Origin of the sequence: Limnohabitans sp. (assembly GCF_030158565.1) — a bacterium.
In the GTDB taxonomy this organism is placed as follows: domain Bacteria; phylum Pseudomonadota; class Gammaproteobacteria; order Burkholderiales; family Burkholderiaceae_C; genus Limnohabitans_A.
In genome coordinates, this window is sequence record NZ_JAOASQ010000057.1 from 78815 (window position 1) to 95795 (window position 16981).

The window sequence follows — 16981 nt, forward strand, 5'->3', positions numbered from 1 at the left end:
TAGGCGCCGCATGGGCGCCTATTCAAAATACCCCACCGAGTGGTGAGGGTCTTCCCCGATCAAGCCATACGGCGACGCAAAGAAGGAAATGGCAAAGCTTTGACCTTGTTGGAGCTCACCAAGCGGGGGGCCTGAGGCGCTGCGCGGAGCAAGTCCGCGACCAGCGCGTCCGCATTGGCGTGTGCGCCTGTTCGGTTGGATTCAAACGCCAAACGGGTTTGCTGGGCCACTTGGGCCACAAAATTTTGAGGGTAATCCCGAACATTGAAACCTCGCAGGGCCATCACTTTCATGAAGGCGTTGGCCGCCTCTTCAACGGCACACTGGTATTCTTTGGATGCATCTGGAGTCATGTCGACCTCGTTCATTGGATGAAGTTACTCACACATCCACAACGCAGCACAAGACCATTAGGAATACATCGATTTCAAGTTTTTTTGAAAATATTTTCCAAAACACCGTGCGCTGCCTGTTTTCCACTGGCCAGACAGGCCGTCAGCAAGTAACCGCCTGTGGGGGCCTCCCAGTCCAACATCTCCCCTGCGCAATAGACATGGGGACAATTTTGGAGCATTAAGTCTGCCGTCAGCCCTTCGAATGCCACGCCCCCTGCCGTGCTGATCGCTTCGTCCACAGGTCTAGCCGCCTTGAGTGGCACACGCAATCCTTTGATGTGACGGGACAGTTTTTCGGCTTGGCTCAAGTCCTCTGGAGGACAAAGCTCATGCAAAAGCCCCATCTTGACCCCATCCAGACCCAAACGGCTCTTGAGATGACTGGACAAACTGCGACTGCCGCGAGGCCATTTGACTGCAGACAACACCTGATCGATAGACTTGTCCGGCAGCAAGTCCATCACCAGCTCGGCCTGGCCGTGGGCTTGGAGGTCATCTCGCAAGCCAGCGGATGCGGCATACACCAAACTGCCCTCGATGCCAGACTCGGTGACCACAAACTCGCCTTTGCGGGAAAGCCGGGCTGGCGCCTTGTCGTCACCCACCACCGGCACAAAAATCGCCACGGACTTCATGGGGTGCCCGGCAAACCGGGTCCGGAAGTGATCACTCCAACCTGCGCCGCCCCGTCCAAGGACATCAAAGCCGCAATTGGCTGGCTTCAGGGCATTGACGGCAACGCCTTGAGCACCCAACAAAGGCACCCAGGCGCCATCCGAGCCCAAGCGTGGCCAACTCGCACCGCCCAATGCCAACACAGTGGCACGGGCGCTCACGGCCAACATGGTCGATGTTGCAGAAGACTTGAAAAACAAGCGATCGCCCTGCCAACCCAGCCACCGATGGCGCATATGAAACTGGACGGGCACGCCCGAGGCCGGATGCCGCAACCTGTGCAGCCAGGCCCGCAGCAGCGGTGCAGCTTTCATCTCAGTCGGGAAAATACGGCCAGATGTCCCCACAAAAGTCTCTACGCCCAAGTCATGGGCCCAGTCCCTGACCCCTTGCGCATCCATCACATCCAGCCAGCGCCCGACTTCGCAGACCTTATCGCCGTAGCGCTGACGAAATGAAGCCGCATCTTCAGAATGGGTCAGATTCAAGCCGCCCCGCCCCGCCAGCAGAAACTTGCGTCCCACCGAAGGCATGGCATCAAACAGATGCACGCGCACCCCGGCCTGAGACAAGACATCGGCGGCCATCAGGCCCGCAGGCCCGCCTCCGACGATGGCGACATCCACAACAAGATCGGATGATGGGGTGGCTGGGGGAGTTGGGGTGATCAAAGACATCAAAACAAAGGGTGGCAACACACGCGTGACAGATGCGTATGTCTGGATTCTGTCAAAATAGCTGTAACTTTAGCCGCATCTTCAATGTTCACAAGGAAAAGGCCATGGCCAGCGATTTGATCAAACACATCACCGACACCAGTTTTGACGCCGACGTCCTCCAGTCGAGCCAACCGGTGGTTGTCGACTTCTGGGCCGAATGGTGCGGCCCCTGCAAAATGATCGCCCCGATCTTGGACGAAGTGGCTGGTGCCTACGAAGGCAAACTGCAAGTGGCCAAAATGAACGTGGACGAGAACCGCGACATCCCAGCCAAGTTCGGCATCCGTGGCATTCCCACCTTGATGATTTTCAAGGACGGTCAACTGGCAGCCACCAAAGTCGGCGCCATGAGCAAATCTCAATTGACAGCCTTCATCGACCAGCAATTGGCCTGATGGCGCATAGCGGCGGCATGAACCGCAGGCCAACAGATAAAACCGGGACATTCGTACCCGGTTTTTCTTTTTCTGGCCTTGCAAAAAACCTGTCATAATTTCCAGCAAGGCATCCCCAACAGGGAAATTCGCCTTACTCACCGGTCGATCCTGCCCCTGACCTCGGGCGACGCCCGGTTCTGAACACCTCCACTCGGTTCACTGATGACGATCCACAACGGGTCGTTGATATACAGGCCAACTCCCATGCATTTGAACGAACTCAAGGCACTTCATGTGTCCGAACTCCTGAAGCAAGCCGACACGCTCGAAATCGAGAACACCGGCCGCATGCGCAAACAGGAGCTGATGTTTGCCATCATCAAAAAGCGCGCCAAAGCGGGCGAACAGGTCTTTGCCGATGGCGTGCTCGAAATCTTGCCGGACGGTTTCGGCTTTTTGCGCAGCCCAGACTCCAGCTACACGGCCAGCACCGACGACATCTACATCAGCCCCAGCCAGGTGCGACGCTTTAACCTGCACACCGGCGACATGATCGAAGGTGAAGTGCGCATCCCCAAAGATGGCGAGCGCTACTTTGCCCTGACCAAGCTCGACAAGGTCAACGACGACCTGCCCGAGAACAACAAACACAAGGTCATGTTCGAAAACCTGACGCCCCTGTTCCCCAAAGAGCAGATGCGTCTGGAGCGTGACATCAAGGGCGAAGAAAACATCACCGCCCGCGTGATCGACATCATTGCCCCGCTCGGCCGTGGCCAGCGCGCCCTGATCGTGGCGCAGCCCAAGTCGGGCAAAACGGTGATGATGCAGCAGATCGCCCACGCCATCACCGCCAACTACCCCGATGTGCACCTGATGGTGTTGCTGGTCGACGAGCGCCCGGAAGAAGTGACCGAAATGCAGCGCAGCGTGCGCGGCGAAGTCATTTCGTCCACCTTTGACGAGCCCGCTTCGCGCCACGTGCACGTGGCCGAGATGGTGATCGAGCGCGCCAAGCGCCTGGTCGAGCTGAAAAAAGACGTGGTGATCCTGCTGGACTCGATCACCCGCCTGGCCCGCGCCTACAACAACGTGGTGCCTTCCTCGGGCAAAGTGCTGTCTGGCGGCGTGGACGCCAACGCCCTGCAGCGCCCCAAGCGTTTTTTTGGCGCGGCCCGCAATGTGGAAGAAGGCGGCAGCCTGACCATCATCGCCACCGCCTTGGTCGACACCGGCAGCCGCATGGACGAAGTGATCTTTGAAGAATTCAAGGGCACCGGCAACTGCGAAATTCACCTGGAGCGCCGCCTGTACGAAAAACGCGTGTTCCCGGCCATCAACTTGAACCGCAGCGGCACCCGACGCGAAGAGTTGCTGCTCCAGCCCGAAGTGCTGCAAAAAACCCGCATCTTGCGTCAATTCATGTACAACATGGACGAAATCGAAGCAATGGAGATGGTCTTGAAGAGCATGAAAGCCACCAAGAACAACTCCGAGTTCTTCGACATGATGCGACGCGGCGGTTGATGCTCTATAATCGACAGGTTTTGCGGAAAGTGCACTCAGATAGGCTGAAGTGTGGCTACCGTAGCGAAAATAAAAGGATTTCCCCATGAAAGACGGCATTCACCCCAACTACCGTGAAATTTGCTTCCAGGACATGTCCAATGGTTTCAAGTTCGTGACCCGCTCATGCGCTAACACCAAAGAAATGATCACCATGGAAGACGGTCGCGAGTTGCCTCTGTACAAGCTGGACACGACCAGCGAGTCGCACCCCTTCTACACCGGCACACAAAAGTCGGTCGACAACATGGGCGGCCGTGTGGAGAAATTCCGCAACCGTTTCGGCAAGATTTCCAGCGGCAAATAATCGGCTGGTCGCAATCCCCACAAGGGCAGTCCGGGCAACCGGCCTGCCCTTGTTGCATTGGGAAACCACTTTTCACAACCTCCAGACCTGCTATCTTCTGATTCTGTGAACCACCCTACCCCAGCCATCGTTGCTCAAAATGCTGTGCGCCGACTGCCGCGCCTGGCTTTGATTTTGCTTTGTGCAGCCTATGTGCTGCCTGGTTTTTGGGGACGTACGCCCTGGAAATCCAACGACATCGAATCGTTTGGCTACATGCTCCAACTGGCCCAACCCGCTTTGGGTGAAATGGTCAGTTGGCTCAGACCCACCTTGCTGGGACAGGTGGACGACAACCTGAGTTTGCTGCCCTATTGGCTGGGTGCCGCCGCCATCCGTTGGGCACCCACAGGCTGGGAAGATGTTTTTGCTCGCATACCGTTCATGGCCATGCTGGTGATCACATTGACCTCGACTTGGTATGCCGTTTATGCGCTGGCACGTCACCCTGCCGCACAGCCCATCGCCTTTGCTTTTGGCGGAGAAGCCAAGCCCAAAGACTACGCTTGCGCACTCGCTGACGGTGGTTTATTAGCCCTGTTGGCCTGCCTGGGGCTGGCACGTTTGTCGCACGAAACGACACCGGCGCTAACGCAGCTGTGTCTGTCCTCACTGCTTTTTTTCGGCCTCTCCACGTTACCGCGACACCGCATCCCAAGCGGCATAGCCATCGCCGGTGGCATGTTGGGACTGACACTGTCTGGGGCGCCCAGCTTGGCCTTGTGGCTGGGCGTTGGCGGTTCACTGATTCGCGCCGTCGCCCATCAAGATCCGACGCAACGCAAACTCAGCATGCTCGACTTGGGCACATTGGCATTGCTTTGTCTGCTGTGCATCACCACGGCGGGTGCGCTGGACCTTTGGCGCTGGCGCGTGGTCGCGCATCAGATGGTGGACGTCCATGTTCTCGCCAAACTGATCATGTGGTTCACTTGGCCTGCTTGGCCACTTGCGCTGTGGTCCCTGTGGCGCTGGCGCAATCAGCTTTCACAAGGCTGGCGCTACCCGCATTTGGGTTTGCCTATTTGGTTTGCGGCCGTCACCATTGGCGCCACATGGTTCACTGGCCTGTCCGATCGGGCCTTACTGGTTTCACTGCCTGCAGTGGCCACTTTGGCCGCATTTGCATTGCCCACCTTGCGTCGCAGTCTGAGCGCATTGATCGACTGGTTTACCCTCCTGTTTTTCAGCGTGTGTGCCCTGATCGTCTGGGTCGTCTGGATCTCCATCCAAACGGGTATACCAGCCCAGCCGGCCGTTAACGTCGCCCGACTGGTACCGGGCTTCACGCCGGAGTTTTCATGGCCCACCTTGGCGCTGGCACTGAGCGCCACAGTGGCATGGTTGGCTTTGGTCAAATGGCGCATTGGACATCACCGCACAGCCATCTGGAAAAGCATGGTTCTGCCCGCCAGTGGTGCTGTACTGTGCTGGCTGCTGGTCATGAGCCTGTGGTTGCCCATGCTTGATTTTTCGCGCAGCTATGCGCCGATGGTCAAAAAAGTCACCGACGTCACTGGCCCGATCGCCTGCCTGCAATATGCAGGGATCACCAGGGCTCAAGGCACGGCTTTTCATTGGCATGCCAAAGTCAAACTTATGCCAGCCCAAGCCCCCCAATCGGAATGCCGCTGGCTGATCGTGGACAGTGCCAATCTGCCCTTGCTGTCAACCAAGCTTCAAATGCTTGGCTGGACACCAGCTGGCAAAGCACGCCGCGTCCAGAGCAAAGAAGAAGGCATGGTCATTTTTCGCCCAACACGGCCGCTGCCTTGAGCGATGTCTGAGCTGGGCATCATCGCCCGTCACGCGGGCACAGTGCTCATCGGCCAATTGGCCGTCATGGCCTTTGGTGTGGCCGACACCTTGATCGCCGGCCGTTACAGCCCACAAGCCTTGGCAGTGCTCTCACTGGCCTCATCGATTTACATCAGCATTTATGTGGCGCTCAACGGCCTGCTTCAATCGGCGCTGCCGGTATGGGCTCAGTTGCGCGGCGCGGGCCGCTCGGTAGAGATTGGCCAATCCGTTCGCCAAGCACTCTATATTTGTGCGGGTGCAGCCCTCATCGGTTGCACTGGCTTGTGGTTTCCCGAACCTTGGTTGAGCTGGACCGACGTCCCCCCTGCACTTTGGCCCGATGTGCGCAAATACCTTCGGGTACTGGCCATCGCGCTGGTGCCTTCCTTGCTGTTTCGCATGTACAGCACGCTCAACCAAAGCTTGGGCTACCCCCGGTTGGTGACTTTCTTGCAAGCAGGTGCCTTGCTGGTGAAAGTTCCTCTGTCCTGGGCTTTGACCTTCGGCATTGACCTGAGCCTCATCCAAACCGAGGGCATGGGAGTGGTGGGCTGTGCCTGGGCCACACTGGGCGTGAATACATTCATGTGCCTCACTGGCCTTTACTTGCTGCGCACGCAAGACATTTACCACCCGTACCAGTTGTGGAGAAAACTGGAGGCGCCACAGTGGCCTGCACTTTGGCGATTTCTGCAACTGGGTGTGCCCGCCGGCTTGTCCATCATGGTGGAAGTCACCTCATTCACTTTGATGGCCCTGTTCATTGCTCGTCTGGGTGCCGTGTCTTCCGCCAGCCATCAAATTGCCGCAAATTTGGCTGCCGTGCTGTACATGGTGCCGCTGGCCCTGGGCATCGCCAGCAGCGCACGCACAGGCTTTTGGCTGGGCGCAGCGCAAGCACACAAGGCACGCCAAGCAGCGGGCCTGGGGATTGGACTGACCATACTGGCCGCACTCTTCGGTGCCGGCTTGCTGGGCACATTCCGGGCCGACATTGCACAAGCGTTCACCACCGATGCGGCCGTGGCACAGGCTGCAACTTTGTGGCTGGGCTGGGTCGCGCTTTACCACTTGGCAGACGCGGTACAGGCCGTGTGCGCTTTCTTGCTGCGTTGCTATGAGATCACCTTGGCGCCCTTGATCCTCTATGCCACATTGCTCTGGGGGCTTGGCCTGTATGGCGGTTACCGCCTCGCCTACCATGGCATCGGTCCTTGGGCACAGCGCCCCAGCGTGGACGCCTTCTGGATGACCAGCACAGTGGCCTTGGCCATCGTGTCAGCCTTGTTTGCGGCGCTGGTTGGGCACGCTTCGCGCCCCAAGCACAAACCCTGAAGCCAGCGCCTTGCATCCCTGATCAGTCACGCAAGCAACCTCAACCTTTTGGAATTTGGGTTAAGGTCAATTCTTCACCAATAACTTTTCAAGTCCGCCATGATCCTCGAAATCGCAGACATCCGCATCCAGCCAGGCCAGCAAGCCGCATTTCAAAAAGCCATCGAGCATGGTCTGAGCACGGTCGCCAGCCAAGCCAAGGGCTTTCGCGGCGCCAAAGTCAACCACGGCATTGAAAATCCCGAACGCTATGTGCTGCAAATTTTCTGGGACACGCTGGAAGACCACACCGTCGGTTTTCGTGAATCGGACTTGTTCACCCAATGGCGAGCGATCGTCGGCCCCTTCTTTGCAGCGCCACCGCAGGTCGAACATTTCAACCTGACTTTCCAGTCAACCTGATCCAATAACCTGATCGGCTTCACTGCGCTTCATGACCGGCCACCAAGCGGGTCAGTAAATCGACAAACTGCAATTGGTCGGCAGCGCTCAAGGGCGCCAAAATTTGCGTTTGGACATCCGCCACCGCAGCCTGCATGTTGGCCAAGGCTTCCACGCCTTGCTGCGTGACAACCAGAAGTTTGCGCCGACGGTCCGTGGCATGGGGCTGTCTGCGCAACCAACCTTTGGACTCCAAACGGCCAATCACCGATCCCGAGGTGGCAGGATCAAAAGCAACACGTTTGGCCAAGGTGACCTGATCAATATCAGGTGTGTCTTGCAAGGCGTTCAAGATGGCAAATTGCACCGGCGTGATGTCGGCCTCGGCCAGGCGTTGCGCAAAAATACCTACCGCTATTTGCTGTGCACGCCGAATCAGGTGCCCCGGTGCAGTGGCCACATCCAAACGCTTCGTCATGCTGTCAAGGCTTCCGTATTTTTTAGGGTTATTGCGGGGCGGCATTGCGATGCCCAGCCTCTATAGTAAGCCCACTTACGAACACATTTTCACGACGCCCTTCCTCCCTTCACAGAAAGTCACCATGCGTTTTGTATTCGAACCCTCAGCACCAGTTTCTTTGCCGGTCACAGGCCAAGACGAGCGTTTCCCGGTACACCGTGTTTATTGCGTAGGACGAAACTACGAAGAACACGCCAAAGAAATGGGCTTCACAGGCCGTGAACCCCCCTTCTTTTTTCTCAAGCCCTCCGACAGCTTGGTGGTCGTGGATGCGGGACAAAGCGGCACCATGCCCTATCCCAGCCTCACCCATAACCTGCACCACGAAATTGAACTCGTCGTGGCCATCGGTGTGGGCGGCAAAAACATCAAGGCAGCAGATGCCGAAAAGCACATCTACGGCTATGCCGTGGGCTTGGACATGACACGCCGCGATCTGCAAAACGACATGAAAAAACAAGGCCGACCTTGGTGCATCGGCAAAGCGTTTGACCAATCAGGCCCCATCGGCCCCATCACCCCAAAAGACAGGGCTGGTGATGTGAACAACGCCGAGATCAGTCTGCAAGTCAATGGCGTCGACCGTCAACGCAGCAGCGTGGCCAAATTGATCTGGAACATTGCCGAAACCATCGAGCACCTCTCCGCTGCCTGGGAACTTCAAGCGGGCGACCTGATCTTCACGGGCACCCCCGAAGGTGTTGCAGCAGTCGTACCAGGTGACCGACTGGTGGGCCAGGTGGCTGGACTGGGCAGCTTGAGCATTGTTGTTCAGCAATGAAAAAAAGTGCATGAAAATCCAAAATACCAGCATTTACCCGCATAAATTCCGATTTGACTTGCAACATAATTCATGTCTAATTCATTCCGATCCCATGGCATTGGGTAAACACCAATTAACCGACCGCTTGGTTGGTTTTAAGATCCATCGCAAGACAAACCCCTTAGGAGCTCTCTGAATGAAACAACTGTTGAAACAAACCGCCTTCGCCGCTGGCCTGGCGCTCATGGGCTTGGGCGTCAACGCTCAGACCGTCACACTGAAAGTTCACCACTTCCTGGGCCCACAGTCCATTCAGCACACCACGATGCTGGGCGATTGGTGCAAAAACATCGCTCGTGACTCCAAAGACCGCCTGAAGTGCGACATCTTTCCTGCCATGCAATTGGGCGGCACACCAGTGCAGTTGTATGAACAAGCCCGTGACGGCGTGATCGATGTGGCTTGGACTTTGCAAGCCTACACACCCAAACTGTCCAAACTCGAAGTGTTCGAGTTGCCTTTCATGATGACCAACGCTGAAGCCACCAGCCGCGCCGCTTGGGACTTTGCACAAAAGTATGCACAGGAAGACTTCAAAGACGTGAAGATGCTGGCCGTCCATGTGCATGGACCAGGCAACATCTACTCCAAGTCCAAGGCCGTCACCAGCATGGCCGACCTCAAAGGCATGAAAGTGCGCGCCCCTACGCGTCAAGTGAACAAGATGGTCGCTATGATGGGTGCCACGCCAGTGGCCATGCCTGTGCCACAAGTGCCTGAAGCCTTGTCCAAGGGCGTGATCGATGGCGCCGTGATTCCCTACGAAGTGGCACCTGGCCTGAAGGTCAACGAGTTGACCAACTTCACGGCAGAAACCGACCGCAGCTACAACGCGCTCTACACCACCGTGTTCGTGGTCCCCATGAACAAGGCCAAGTACGAATCTTTGCCTGCCGATCTGAAAGCCGTGATCGACAAAAACTCTGGCCGTGAAATGTCTGCCTTCTTTGGCAAAACACAAGCAGGTCAAGACGTGCCCAGCAAGAAGGTGTTCGAAGCTTCCGCCAACCAGAAGATCAGCATCATCCCCAAGGCTGAACTGGAAAAGTGGAAAAAAGCCACCGACCAGCTGGACGATGCTTGGGTGGCTGAAATGACCGGCAAAGGCATGGACGGCAAGGGCATGTTGCAATCTGCCACCGACCTGATCAAGCAATACACCAAGTAAGTCAACGACTGAGAACCTGAGCAAAGGCTGATGGCAGCTGGCTCAGGTTTTTTATCGCCTATAGTTTGAGTCTTTGCCAGCGTCTTCGCTACCCGTCGAACTGGTTCTTGCGCTCATCTTTTATATACCTGCAAACACCATGATGTTTTCAAACTCTCTGGAGCGGATTGCCCGGCTCTGCAGCATATTGGGAGGGTTGGTCATGACCGGCCTGATGCTGATGACTTGCTACAGCCTGATTGGCCGCAACTTTTTCGACACCGCCCTGATCGGCGACTTCGAGCTGACTGGGGTCGGCGCTGGCGCCGCCATTGCGCTGTTCATGCCGCTGTGCCAACTCAAGCGTGAAAACATCATCGTTGACTTCTTCACGGCCAAATGCAGTGAGGCCTTCAACTTCAAGCTCGACCGCTTGGGCGACCTGTTCATGACCATCATTTTTGTGTTGCTGGCCTGGCGTTGCGGCGCTGCAGCCATCAACGCCAAAGAGACCATGGGTGCCTCCATGCTGCTGGGTTTCCCTGACTGGATCGTGTTCACCAGCATGTGCATCCCCTTCGGAATCACCGCACTCATTGCTGCAATGCAAGTTCTCACCAAATTTGAAAACAACGATAAGGCCTCGTCATGACCCCGATCACTTTGGCTTTGCTGATTTTCGGCATCATGCTGCTGCTCATGATCGTGCGCGTCCCCATCGCAGGCGCCATGTTCCTGGCCGGTACGGCCGGCTTCATCCTGCAGACCGGCGTATCGCCTTTCCTGAACTTCCTGAACAACCTGGCCTTTGCCCGTCTGGCCAACTACGACTTGTCGGTGATTCCCTTGTTCATCTTGATGGGCCACTTCGCCACGCAAGGCGGCATCAGCAAGGCCCTCTTTCAATTTGCTGCTGCGGTGATGGGTCGCTTCAAGGGCGGCTTGGCCATGGGCGCTGTGCTCGCCTGCGGTGCATTCGGTGCGATCTGCGGCTCATCCGTGGCCACGGCCGCCACCATCACGGGTGTCGCCTTGCCTGAAATGAAACGCCACGGATATTCAGGTCGCCTGTCCACAGGCACACTTGCTGCGGGCGGCACCTTGGGTATTTTGATCCCCCCCTCTGTTCCCTTGGTGATCTATGCGATCCTGACAGAACAGAACATCGCCAAACTGTTTGCTGCCGCCATGATGCCCGGCATCATCGCGATGGTGGGTTACATGATCGCCATCGCGATTTATGTGCGCTTGGTCCCTGGTCAAGCACCTGACCAAGAAGAGCGTGAAAGACTGACGCTCGAATCTCTCAAAGGCATCTTGCCCATCGCCACCATCTTCATCATCGTCTTCGGCGGTATTTATGCGGGTTACTTCACACCCACTGAAGGTGCCGCTGTTGGCGCAGCGTCCACTTTTTTGGCGGCCCTTTTGAAACGTGAATTGACTTGGGAAAAATTTCTCAATTGCTTTCACGCCACCGCACTGAGCAGCGCCATGATCTTCATGATCTTCATGGGTGCTGACGTGATGAACGCTTCATTGGCGCGCACCCAAGTGCCCGGTCAATTGGCAGAACTGGTGGTCTCGATGAACCTGGCGCCATTGATGGTGGTCTCCGGCATTTTGTTGCTCTACGTTTTGCTGGGCGCTGTGATGGACGAGTTGTCCATGCTCTTGCTGACCATCCCGATCTTCTTCCCCATCATCATGAAGCTCGACTTTGGCATGACCCCGGAATACACCGCCATTTGGTTCGGCATCATGGTGCTGATGACCGTGGGCTTTGGCATGCTGGCTCCCCCGGTGGGCCTGAACGTGTATGTGGTCAACGGCATGGCCAAAGACGTACCGCTGAGCGAAAGCTACAAAGGCATCATGCCTTTCCTGATCAGCGACACCATCCGGACCTTGCTGCTGCTGTTCTTCCCGGGCATCACGCTGTTCCTGATCCCGTACCTGACCTGATCCCATACAGTCTCGACAAAAGCCTCCACGGTCAAAGACCCTGGAGGCTTTTTTCTGAGGGAAATGGTTAGACTTGCAGCCAGCCCACACACTTGAAGCACCCACATGATGTTTGACCGCACCATTCGATACTGCCGGCAATGCGGCGCACCCGTCGCCCGCCGCCTGCCCGATGACGGTGACACCCGTGAGCGCGCCATTTGCACCGTCTGCCACACCGTGCACTACGAAAACCCGCTCAATGTGGTGGGCACCGTGCCATGGTTGGGCGACAAAGTCTTGCTGTGCAAACGCAACATCGAGCCGCGCAAGGGCAAATGGACCTTGCCGGCAGGCTTCATGGAACTGGGTGAATCCACTTCGCAAGGCGCTGCCCGAGAGACCACAGAAGAAGCCGGCGCGCAATTCATCATGGAAGACCTGTTCACCGTGATGAGCGTGCCCCGAGTGGGCCAGGTGCATTTGTATTACCGCGCCCGCCTGACCAGCGACGTGTTCGACCCTGGCCATGAAACGATGGAAGCACAGCTGTTCAGTGAATCCGAGATTCCCTGGGATGAACTGGCATTTCGCACCGTGCGTGAAACACTGGAACATTACTTTGTGGACCGGGCGCGTGGTGCATTCGGCACACACGCTTTTGACATCGAATAAAAAATCCACGACAGCCCCGGATTTCCCGCTGACCACTTGGATAATGAAGTCGTTGACTTCACTTTTTTTCGAAATTCAAAAAGGCTTCGCATGATCAAATCCTTCTGTGCCCTTCTGACCAGCAGCTTGGTGGCTGCTGCCGCCATGGCTCAAACTGCAGCACCGGCTGCAGCCCCAGTGCCCACCATCGTGCCCGCAGTGACCACCGCACCTGCGACTGCCCCAGCGGCTGCAACGCCAGCCAAAGCAGAAGCACCGGTGAAGAAAAAGCACGCACAAAAGGCGGACAAAAAAGCGGACAAAAAGGCTGAAAAGAAAACAGCCAAAAAAGCCAAGAAAAGCAAGAAAAAAAGCAAAAAGTGATCGCTTGGACCATCTCCGATGAGGCATGACGCTTGCAGCGCAGCCGCAAAAAAGGCCACCGCGAGGTGGCCTTTTGCATGGACAAGATGAGCGGTCTACTCAAACATTGATGGCCTCAGCTGAGCCTGCCAGTTTGCGCAATTCAAACTTCTGAATCTTGCCGGTGCTCGTCTTGGGCAACTCACCAAACACCACCGCACGCGGTACCTTGAAGCCCGCCAGGTGTTGCTTGCAGTGCGCCACGATCTGCTCGGCTGTGACCTGGGCATCGGCCTTCAGCTCCACAAAGGCGCAAGGCGTCTCACCCCAGCGCGCATCGGGCTTGGCCACCACGGCCGCGGCCAGCACGGCAGGGTGACGGTACAGCACATCTTCTACCTCGATCGATGAAATGTTCTCGCCGCCCGAGATGATGATGTCCTTGCTGCGGTCCTTGATCTTGAAATAGCCGTCCGGGTACTGCACCGCCAAGTCGCCGCTGTGGAACCACCCGCCCGCAAAGGCCTCTTGCGTGGCCTTGGGATTCTTCAGGTAACCCTTCATGGTGATGTTGCCCTTGAACATGATCTCACCCATGGTCTCGCCGTCTTGCGGCACGGGCTGCATGGTTTCGGGGTTGAGCACCCGCACATCGCGCTGCAGGTGGTAACGCACGCCTTGGCGGGCGTTCAAGCGGGCCCGTTCGCCAATGTCCAGCGCGTCCCATTCGGGGTGTTTGGGGCACACGGTGGCGGGGCCATAGACCTCGGTCAGGCCGTACACATGGGTCAAATCAAAACCCATTTGCTCCATGCCTTCGATCATCGATGCGGGCGGCGCAGCGCCCGCCACCATGGCCTTGATGCCTGTGGGCACACCCGCCTTCATGGCGGCTGGGGCGTTGACCAGCAAGCCGTGCACGATGGGCGCGCCGCAGTAATGCGTCACGCCATGGTCGCGCATGGCATCGAACATGGCCTGGGCATCGACCTTGCGCAAACACACGTTCACGCCCGCACGCGCCGCCACCGTCCACGGAAAGCACCAGCCATTGCAATGGAACATGGGCAGCGTCCACAAATAGGCCGCATGTTTGGGCATGTCCCATTCCAGGATATTGGAGATCGCATTGGTCGCCGCACCCCGGTGGTGGTAGACCACGCCCTTGGGGTTACCGGTGGTGCCGCTGGTGTAGTTCAGCGCAATCGCGTCCCACTCGTTGGCGGGCAGGCTCCAGGCAAAGTCGGCATCGCCACGGGCCACAAAACCCTCATAGCTCACTGACCCCAGCTTTTCACTTGGGCCGGTGTACAGCGCGTCCTCCACGTCGATCACCAAGAGCGGTGTCTTGGACTGTCGCAGCGCCAGCGCCTTTTTCATGGTGCCCGAAAACTCCGGGTCCACGATCACCGCTTTGGCCTCGCCATGGTCGAGCATGAAGGCGATGGTTACGGGGTCCAGTCGGGTGTTCAGGGCGTTGAGCACCGCACCGGCCATCGGGATGCCGAAATGCGCCTCCACCATCGGCGGTGTGTTGGGCAAGATCACCGCCACCGTGTCGTTCTTGCCAATGCCCGCCTGCACCAGCGCACTGGCCAACTGGCGGCTGCGGCGGTAAGTGCTGGCCCAGTCCTGGCGCAAATCGCCGTGCACGATGGCCAAACGGGTGGGGTACACCTCGGCCGTGCGCTCGATGAAGCTCAAGGGCGACATGGGCGCATGGTTGGCGGGGGTCTGGGGCAAATCCTGGTCGTAAATCGAGGTCATGACTTTTCCTGTGGCGATCAATGGGCTGATTGGACACAGTTTGCCTGACCCGAGGCTGAAACCCCATGAGGGCCATCCCGCAGGTGTGGTCCGCTTATCGGCGAAAATAGCCCGATGGCCATCCCCCAGTCTTTCATCCAGGAGTTGCTGTCCCGCGTCGACGTGGTCGACATCGTGGGCAAGTACGTGCAGCTCAAGAAAGGCGGCGCCAACTTCATGGGCCTGTGCCCTTTCCACGGCGAAAAATCCCCCAGCTTCAGCGTCAGCCCCACCAAGCAGTTTTTCCACTGCTTTGGCTGCGGCAAAAACGGCAACGCCATCGGCTTTTTGATGGAACACGCGGGCATGACCTTCATCGAGGCGGTGAAGGACTTGGCCCAGCAAACCGGCATGGTGGTGCCTGAAGAACAACAATCGCCCGAAGACCGTGCACGCGCTGCAGCCCAAAAGGCCAAGCAAGACAGCCTGAGCGATGTGCTGGAAAAAGCCGGTCAGGCCTACCGCGAGCAGCTCAAAATCACCCCACATGCCATTGACTACCTCAAGGGCCGGGGCCTGTCGGGCCAGATCGCCAAGCGCTTTGGCCTGGGCTACGCACCCGAGGGCTGGCGCAGCCTGGCCAGCGTCTTCCCCAAATACGACGACCCGCTGTTGGCCGAATCGGGCCTGGTCATCGTCAACGAAGAAGACGACAAACGTTACGACCGTTTTCGCGACCGCATCATGTTCCCGATCCGCAACATCAAGGGCGAATGCATCGGCTTTGGTGGGCGGGTGATCGGCAGCGGCACACCCAAGTATTTCAACTCGCCCGAAACCCCTGTCTTTCACAAAGGCCGCGAGCTGTACGGCCTGTACGAAGCCCGCGAAGCCCTGCACAGCGCGGGCTATGTGCTGGTGACCGAAGGCTACATGGACGTGGTGGCCCTGGCCCAGCTCGGCTTTGCCAACGCCGTGGCCACGCTGGGCACAGCCTGCACGCCCGACCATGTGCAAAAGCTGTTCCGCTTCACCGACTCGGTGGTCTTCAGCTTTGACGGCGACGGCGCAGGCCGCCGCGCCGCCCGCAAGGCGCTCGACGGTGCCCTGCCCTACGCCACCGATGTGCGCAGCATCAAGTTTTTGTTTTTGCCCGCCGAGCACGACCCCGACAGCTATGTGCGCGAGTTCGGCCAAGACGCCTTTGCCGAGCAGATCAAGCAAGCCATGCCCCTGTCGCGCTTTTTGATCGAAGCGGCCAGCGCCGACTGCGACCTGCAAACCGCCGAAGGCCGCGCACGCCTGTCCAGCCAAGCCCGCCCGCTGTGGCAACTGTTGCCCGAAGGGGCACTCAAGCAGCAATTGCTGTCGGAGCTGGCGCAACTGATCCAGTTGGAAACCTCAGGGCTCGAAAAACTCTGGGGCCAGCAAGCCGCCAGTGACCAGCGCTTTGCACCCGCAGCCCGCCCTGCGGCGGCATCCGCCTCCCAGTCGGCCAACGCGGCCTTCAGCCAAGCCAGCAGCGCAGGGCATGACGATTACCCCCACTTTGAGCCGCACTACGTCGAGCCGCCTGCTTGGTCAGGCGCAAACACCTTTACCCCCTCGAACGGCAGCAGCTGGAAAAACAAGAACCCCAACTGGACACCCGGCTTCAAGGGCAACAGCCGCTTCAAGCGCGACCAAGCACCGCCCTACACCGGTCCGCGCACCATACCGGCCAGCCGGGCCGACCACGCGGCACGCCTGCTGCTGAGCAATATGGCGTTGTGGGAAACGCTGGCTGGAGAAGACCACGCCATGCTGTGCGCCCTGCCAGAGCCGCACGGTCCCCTGTTCGCTTGGCTCGAATCTCAGTTCCACGAACACGGCGCACTGGGCTGGTCTGCGCTGCAAAGTGAGATGCAAGCCCAAGCCTTTGCAGATGACGCCAAACGCTGGATGGCGCAGGACAATCTGGGCACCACACCCGGCCAAGAAGACGCCACCCCGCCCGAGCCACACGAAGCACGGCAAGAGCTGCGCAGGCTGCTCAACATGATGTTGATCGACCGCTTGAAACAACTCGAAACCGAGGCGCTGACCCAAGCCAGCTCAGGCCAAGACCCCGAAGCCCAGCAACGCTGGCGCAGCCTGCACGAGCGGCGCAAAGAACTCATGGCCGCAGCGGCAATCACCTCCGTTCAGTGA

Annotated in this window: 17 protein-coding genes; 13 read left to right on the top strand and 4 right to left on the bottom strand. The window is 58.0% G+C overall.

Going from position 1 to position 16981, the window contains the following annotated elements; genetic code table 11:
* Window positions 1–59: 59 nt before the first annotated feature.
* Window positions 60–353 carry a hypothetical protein gene (locus tag Q1W40_RS12300; protein ID WP_300712443.1) on the bottom strand — a complete coding sequence of 98 codons (294 nt, stop codon included), beginning with the start codon at window positions 351–353 and terminating at the stop codon, window positions 60–62.
* Window positions 354–427: 74 nt separating this feature from the next.
* Entirely contained in the window at window positions 428–1747 is a 1320-nt protein-coding gene (locus Q1W40_RS12305) for a TIGR03862 family flavoprotein (RefSeq protein ID WP_300712446.1), read from the bottom strand.
* A gap of 104 nt (window positions 1748–1851) precedes the next feature.
* On the opposite strand from Q1W40_RS12305, the gene trxA reads away from it, so the two are divergent.
* The 6 genes from trxA (at window position 1852) to Q1W40_RS12335 (ending at window position 7615) form a co-directional block, all read left to right on the top strand.
* Window positions 1852–2184, top strand: a complete 333-nt coding sequence (gene trxA / locus Q1W40_RS12310; RefSeq protein ID WP_108325119.1) for a thioredoxin TrxA — start codon at window positions 1852–1854, stop codon at window positions 2182–2184.
* A 246-nt stretch (window positions 2185–2430) separates the two neighbouring features.
* Window positions 2431–3693, top strand: coding sequence for a transcription termination factor Rho (rho, locus tag Q1W40_RS12315; RefSeq protein WP_062405887.1), 1263 nt, complete (start codon window positions 2431–2433; stop codon window positions 3691–3693).
* Window positions 3694–3778: 85 nt separating this feature from the next.
* On the top strand, window positions 3779–4039 hold the full coding sequence (locus Q1W40_RS12320; protein ID WP_300712453.1) for a type B 50S ribosomal protein L31: 261 nt from the start codon (window positions 3779–3781) through the stop codon (window positions 4037–4039).
* Window positions 4040–4144: 105 nt separating this feature from the next.
* Complete coding sequence (locus Q1W40_RS12325; protein ID WP_300712456.1) at window positions 4145–5854, top strand: hypothetical protein; 1710 nt, start codon at window positions 4145–4147, stop codon at window positions 5852–5854.
* A gap of 3 nt (window positions 5855–5857) precedes the next feature.
* Complete coding sequence (locus tag Q1W40_RS12330; RefSeq protein ID WP_300712459.1) at window positions 5858–7213, top strand: MATE family efflux transporter; 1356 nt, start codon at window positions 5858–5860, stop codon at window positions 7211–7213.
* 99 nt (window positions 7214–7312) lie between these two features.
* Window positions 7313–7615 (top strand): antibiotic biosynthesis monooxygenase, encoded by a 303-nt coding sequence (locus Q1W40_RS12335; RefSeq protein ID WP_108325109.1) that lies wholly within the window; start codon window positions 7313–7315, stop codon window positions 7613–7615.
* Window positions 7616–7634: 19 nt separating this feature from the next.
* Here Q1W40_RS12335 and Q1W40_RS12340 read toward each other — a convergent pair whose 3' ends face one another.
* On the bottom strand, window positions 7635–8072 hold the full coding sequence (locus tag Q1W40_RS12340) for a MarR family transcriptional regulator (protein WP_108325107.1): 438 nt from the start codon (window positions 8070–8072) through the stop codon (window positions 7635–7637).
* Between the two features lie 124 nt (window positions 8073–8196).
* Between Q1W40_RS12340 and Q1W40_RS12345 the strand changes: the two genes are divergently transcribed.
* From Q1W40_RS12345 to Q1W40_RS12370, 6 genes are all read left to right on the top strand, one after another.
* Window positions 8197–8895, top strand: a complete 699-nt coding sequence (locus tag Q1W40_RS12345; RefSeq protein ID WP_300712462.1) for a fumarylacetoacetate hydrolase family protein — start codon at window positions 8197–8199, stop codon at window positions 8893–8895.
* A 178-nt stretch (window positions 8896–9073) separates the two neighbouring features.
* Entirely contained in the window at window positions 9074–10105 is a 1032-nt protein-coding gene (locus Q1W40_RS12350) for a TRAP transporter substrate-binding protein (protein ID WP_300712465.1), read from the top strand.
* Between the two features lie 202 nt (window positions 10106–10307).
* Window positions 10308–10736 (top strand): TRAP transporter small permease, encoded by a 429-nt coding sequence (locus Q1W40_RS12355; protein WP_300712468.1) that lies wholly within the window; start codon window positions 10308–10310, stop codon window positions 10734–10736.
* A complete protein-coding gene (locus tag Q1W40_RS12360; protein WP_108325098.1) occupies window positions 10733–12049 on the top strand; it encodes a TRAP transporter large permease in 1317 nt (438 codons plus the stop codon). Before Q1W40_RS12355 ends, Q1W40_RS12360 begins: the two co-directional genes overlap by 4 nt.
* A gap of 105 nt (window positions 12050–12154) precedes the next feature.
* On the top strand, window positions 12155–12703 hold the full coding sequence (locus Q1W40_RS12365; protein WP_300712472.1) for an NUDIX hydrolase: 549 nt from the start codon (window positions 12155–12157) through the stop codon (window positions 12701–12703).
* Between the two features lie 36 nt (window positions 12704–12739).
* Window positions 12740–13066: a hypothetical protein gene (locus Q1W40_RS12370; RefSeq protein WP_300712474.1), complete on the top strand. Its 327-nt coding sequence runs from the start codon at window positions 12740–12742 to the stop codon at window positions 13064–13066.
* A 99-nt stretch (window positions 13067–13165) separates the two neighbouring features.
* Here Q1W40_RS12370 and Q1W40_RS12375 read toward each other — a convergent pair whose 3' ends face one another.
* Window positions 13166–14812 carry an acyl-CoA synthetase gene (locus tag Q1W40_RS12375; protein WP_300712476.1) on the bottom strand — a complete coding sequence of 549 codons (1647 nt, stop codon included), beginning with the start codon at window positions 14810–14812 and terminating at the stop codon, window positions 13166–13168.
* A gap of 114 nt (window positions 14813–14926) precedes the next feature.
* On the opposite strand from Q1W40_RS12375, the gene dnaG reads away from it, so the two are divergent.
* Window positions 14927–16981, top strand: coding sequence for a DNA primase (dnaG, locus tag Q1W40_RS12380; RefSeq protein WP_300712479.1), 2055 nt, complete (start codon window positions 14927–14929; stop codon window positions 16979–16981).

Bases quoted from the DNA above. Each gene is read 5' to 3' on its own strand.
- Q1W40_RS12305 (WP_300712446.1), bottom strand. From the start codon at position 1,747: ATGTCTTTGATCACCCCAACTCCCCCAGCCACCCCATCATCCGATCTT.
- Q1W40_RS12355 (WP_300712468.1), top strand. From the start codon at position 10,308: ATGACCGGCCTGATGCTGATGACTTGCTACAGCCTGATTGGCCGCAAC.
- Q1W40_RS12340 (WP_108325107.1), bottom strand. From the start codon at position 8,072: ATGACGAAGCGTTTGGATGTGGCCACTGCACCGGGGCACCTGATTCGG.
- trxA (WP_108325119.1), top strand. From the start codon at position 1,852: ATGGCCAGCGATTTGATCAAACACATCACCGACACCAGTTTTGACGCC.
- Q1W40_RS12330 (WP_300712459.1), top strand. From the start codon at position 5,858: ATGTCTGAGCTGGGCATCATCGCCCGTCACGCGGGCACAGTGCTCATC.
- rho (WP_062405887.1), top strand. From the start codon at position 2,431: ATGCATTTGAACGAACTCAAGGCACTTCATGTGTCCGAACTCCTGAAG.
- Q1W40_RS12300 (WP_300712443.1), bottom strand. From the start codon at position 353: ATGACTCCAGATGCATCCAAAGAATACCAGTGTGCCGTTGAAGAGGCG.
- Q1W40_RS12360 (WP_108325098.1), top strand. From the start codon at position 10,733: ATGACCCCGATCACTTTGGCTTTGCTGATTTTCGGCATCATGCTGCTG.
- dnaG (WP_300712479.1), top strand. From the start codon at position 14,927: ATGGCCATCCCCCAGTCTTTCATCCAGGAGTTGCTGTCCCGCGTCGAC.
- Q1W40_RS12320 (WP_300712453.1), top strand. From the start codon at position 3,779: ATGAAAGACGGCATTCACCCCAACTACCGTGAAATTTGCTTCCAGGAC.
- Q1W40_RS12350 (WP_300712465.1), top strand. From the start codon at position 9,074: ATGAAACAACTGTTGAAACAAACCGCCTTCGCCGCTGGCCTGGCGCTC.
- Q1W40_RS12345 (WP_300712462.1), top strand. From the start codon at position 8,197: ATGCGTTTTGTATTCGAACCCTCAGCACCAGTTTCTTTGCCGGTCACA.
- Q1W40_RS12365 (WP_300712472.1), top strand. From the start codon at position 12,155: ATGATGTTTGACCGCACCATTCGATACTGCCGGCAATGCGGCGCACCC.
- Q1W40_RS12335 (WP_108325109.1), top strand. From the start codon at position 7,313: ATGATCCTCGAAATCGCAGACATCCGCATCCAGCCAGGCCAGCAAGCC.
- Q1W40_RS12375 (WP_300712476.1), bottom strand. From the start codon at position 14,812: ATGACCTCGATTTACGACCAGGATTTGCCCCAGACCCCCGCCAACCAT.